Annotated in this window: 2 protein-coding genes; both read left to right on the top strand. The window is 41.2% G+C overall.

What is annotated here, in order from left to right:
* Window positions 1-787: carbohydrate ABC transporter permease (locus FWJ59_RS08700; protein WP_414481551.1), on the top strand; the 787-nt coding region annotated here is incomplete at its 5' end.
* 50 nt (window positions 788-837) lie between these two features.
* A partial coding sequence (locus tag FWJ59_RS08705) for a family 78 glycoside hydrolase catalytic domain (RefSeq protein WP_414481552.1) occupies window positions 838-3502 on the top strand: 2665 nt, incomplete at its 3' end.

Consider the following 3502-nt stretch of genomic DNA (forward strand, 5'->3'; position numbering starts at 1 on the left):
TCTTATGTCTCTGGTCATCTTTGGTGTTCCAATGTATTTTGTGCTCATAAATTCTTTTAAAACTTCAGCTGAAGCAGCTGAATTGAGCATTTCATGGCCTAAAACTTTCCAAATAATAGAAAATTATAAAACTGTCTTAACAGCAGAAAAGGGGGTTGTAATGCTGGCTTTTTATAATAGTACTATTATTACTGTATTGTCTGTTGCTTTATTAATCATAGTTTGTTCTATGGCTGGATTTGTATTGAATCGAAGGACAAGTAGAGCGTCAAATTTTATCAATTTCCTTATTTTGTCAGGGTTAATGCTTCCTCCTGCAATAGTACCTACCATTTGGATTCTAAACGCAATTGGGCTTTTTAAAACATTGATAGGATTGGTATTAGTTGAGGTAGCGCTATCATTTTCTTTTTCTACTTTACTTTATAAGAGTTTTATGGTATCTATACCACGAGAAATTGATGAAAGTGCAATTATTGATGGATGCAATGGTTTTAGGCTGTTTTTTCAGATTATTTTTCCGCTTTTAAAGCCTGTTACATCTACTATTATAGTTCTTTCATCAGTAAATATTTTTAACGATTTTGTAAATCCTTTATATTTTCTTCCTGGTGCAAGAAACGTAACCGTTCAGCTGGCGCTTTATAATTTTATGGGCAGATATTTAACGACCTGGAATTTACTTTTTGCTACCGTTGTACTTATATCAATTCCGCCATTAATACTATTCATTTTCTTTAATAAAAAAATAATTGCTGGAATGACTGCGGGAGCTATAAAAGCATAAAAGTATCATGGATCTAAAATAAAATTAATAATAAAGGGGGAGGATTCAAAATGATTAAAGTAAGTAATTTGAGATGTGAATATAAGGAGAATCCTATAGGTATTGATGTAAGACATCCGAGGATAAGCTGGGTTATTGAATCCGACGATAGAAATGTTATGCAGGCCGCTTATCAAATACAGGTTTCTACAGATAGTGATTTTAAAGATTTGGTATGGGACACTGGGAAAGTAGAATCTGATGAGTCCATTCATGTTGAGTACAAAGGCCAACCCCTTAAATCGCGTACCCGATATTACTATAGAGTGCGAGTATGGGATCGGGCAAGTAGAATATCGGATTGGAGTGAGATCGCTTTCTGGGAAATGGGGCTTTTAAAATCCGATGAATGGGTTGCAAGGTGGATTACCCCAAGATTTGAGGGTGATTTATCCGAAACTCAAGCTTGTCCTATGATGAGAAGGGTTTTTGAAGTTTACGGAAAGGTTAGATCAGCCAGGATTTATGCCACCAGCCTTGGCCTGTACGAGCTTCATTTAAACGGGAAAAGAGTAGGGGATTTCTTCTTTACTCCTGGCTGGACCAGCTATAACAAGCGGCTTCAGTATCAAACATATGATGTAACCGAGATGCTTAAAGAGGGGCAGAATGCAATTGGCGTTATACTTGGTAATGGATGGTACAAAGGCGATCTTACCTGGGAAGGCCGAAGAAATATATACGGCGATAGGTTGGCGGCTCTTATACAGATGCATATTATTTACGAAGATGGTAGGGAACAGGTGGTTGTGTCGGACAGGAGCTGGAAGGCTTCTACAGGCCCCATTCTTATGTCCGAAATCTATCACGGTGAAATCTACGATGCTCGATTAGAAAAGCCGGGCTGGGATGAAGCGAATTACGACGATTCTGATTGGTACGATGTGGAAGAATTGGATAAACCCAAGGACATAATAGTTGCCCAGGAAGGGCCGCCTGTTCGTATTGTTCAGCAGATTAAGCCTGTAGCCATTTTAACAACTCCTGCTGGTGAGACGGTTTTGGATATGGGACAAAACATGGTGGGCTGGGTACGTTTTGCGGTAGAAGGCCCGGCTGGGAGCAAGGTAGTGCTGCAGCATGCCGAAGTGTTAGATAAAGATGGCAACTTTTATACTGCAAACTTAAGGAGCGCCAAACAAACGATTGAGTACATATTAAAGGGCGATGGAAGAGAGGTATTTGAACCGCATTTTACATTCCAGGGGTTTAGATACGTAAAGCTGGTGGAGTATCCGGGTCAGCCTTCGCTTGACGATTTTGTGGGAATGGTAGTGCATTCTGATATGGAACTTACCGGTAGCTTTGAATGCTCAAATCCTCTGGTTAACAGGCTTCAGCAGAATATACTGTGGTCGCAGAAGGGCAATTTCGTAGATGTTCCGACTGATTGCCCTCAAAGGGATGAACGGTTGGGCTGGACTGGAGATGCACAGGTGTTTATCAGGACTGCCTGCTTTAATATGAATGTGGCTTCTTTCTTTACAAAATGGCTTAAGGATTTGAAGGCTGATCAGCTAAGCGATGGCGGAGTGCCTTTTGTCATTCCGGATGTTCTTGGAGAAGACCGTCATTCTTCGGCTGCATGGGGTGATGCTGCCGTCATATGCCCATGGACGATATATTTGTGTTATGGTGACAAGAAAATTCTGGAGGAACAGTATGATAGCATGAAGGCCTGGGTTGAATATATAAGAAAGCAAGGGGATAACGAGTATCTGTGGAATACTGGGTTTCATTTTGGCGACTGGCTAGGATTGGATGCAAAAGAAGGGAGCTATGTAGGTGCCACTGCGATAGATTTTATTGCCACGGCTTTCTATGCGTATTCCACCAAACTCCTTGTGAAAGCTGCCAAAGTTCTTGGTAAATCTGAAGATGTAGAAGAGTATTCAAAGCTATATGAAAATATTGTAGATGCCTTTAGGAAAGAGTTTGTGACGCCTACTGGTAGGTTGGCTGTTCCAACCCAAACCGCTCATGTGCTGGCACTCATGTTTGATCTTGTAGAGGAAAAGGATCGCAAGCGTACCGTTGATACGCTGGTGGATTATATCAAGAAAAATGAGTATCATTTGACTACAGGCTTTGTAGGCACGCCCTATTTATGTCATGCGCTGAGCCAAAATGGCTATAGCGATGTAGCTTACAAATTGCTTTTGCAGACCGATTATCCGTCATGGCTGTATCAGGTGACCAAGGGTGCAACCACCATTTGGGAGCACTGGGATGGGATTAAGCCAGACGGGTCTTTTTGGAGTCCTGATATGAATTCTTTTAACCACTATGCATACGGCTCTATTGGAGATTGGCTTTACAGGGTGGTGGCAGGGATTGATACTGATGAAGAAAGGTCGGGGTACAAGCATATATACATTAAACCTACGCTGGGTGGAGGGTTAACCTACGTAAAGGCAGAATTGAAGTCAATGTATGGGAAGATTAAGTCTGAATGGAGGATACAGGATGATCAGATAGAGATATCAATATGCGTACCTCACAATACCACGGCGACGGTAGTGTTGCCATTTGCTATGCCCGATGCGATTTATGAGAATGGCAAATGCCTGAAGGAGACAGAAGGAATATTGGATTATCAGGCTGTTGATGATGGTGTGAAAATAGAAGTAGGATCCGGTGAATATAACTTTAGGTATAAGATGCAAAAGTCTGGTA

Origin of the sequence: Caldicoprobacter sp., from assembly GCF_047459465.1 — a bacterium.
Lineage (GTDB): Bacteria > Bacillota > Clostridia > Caldicoprobacterales > Caldicoprobacteraceae > Caldicoprobacter.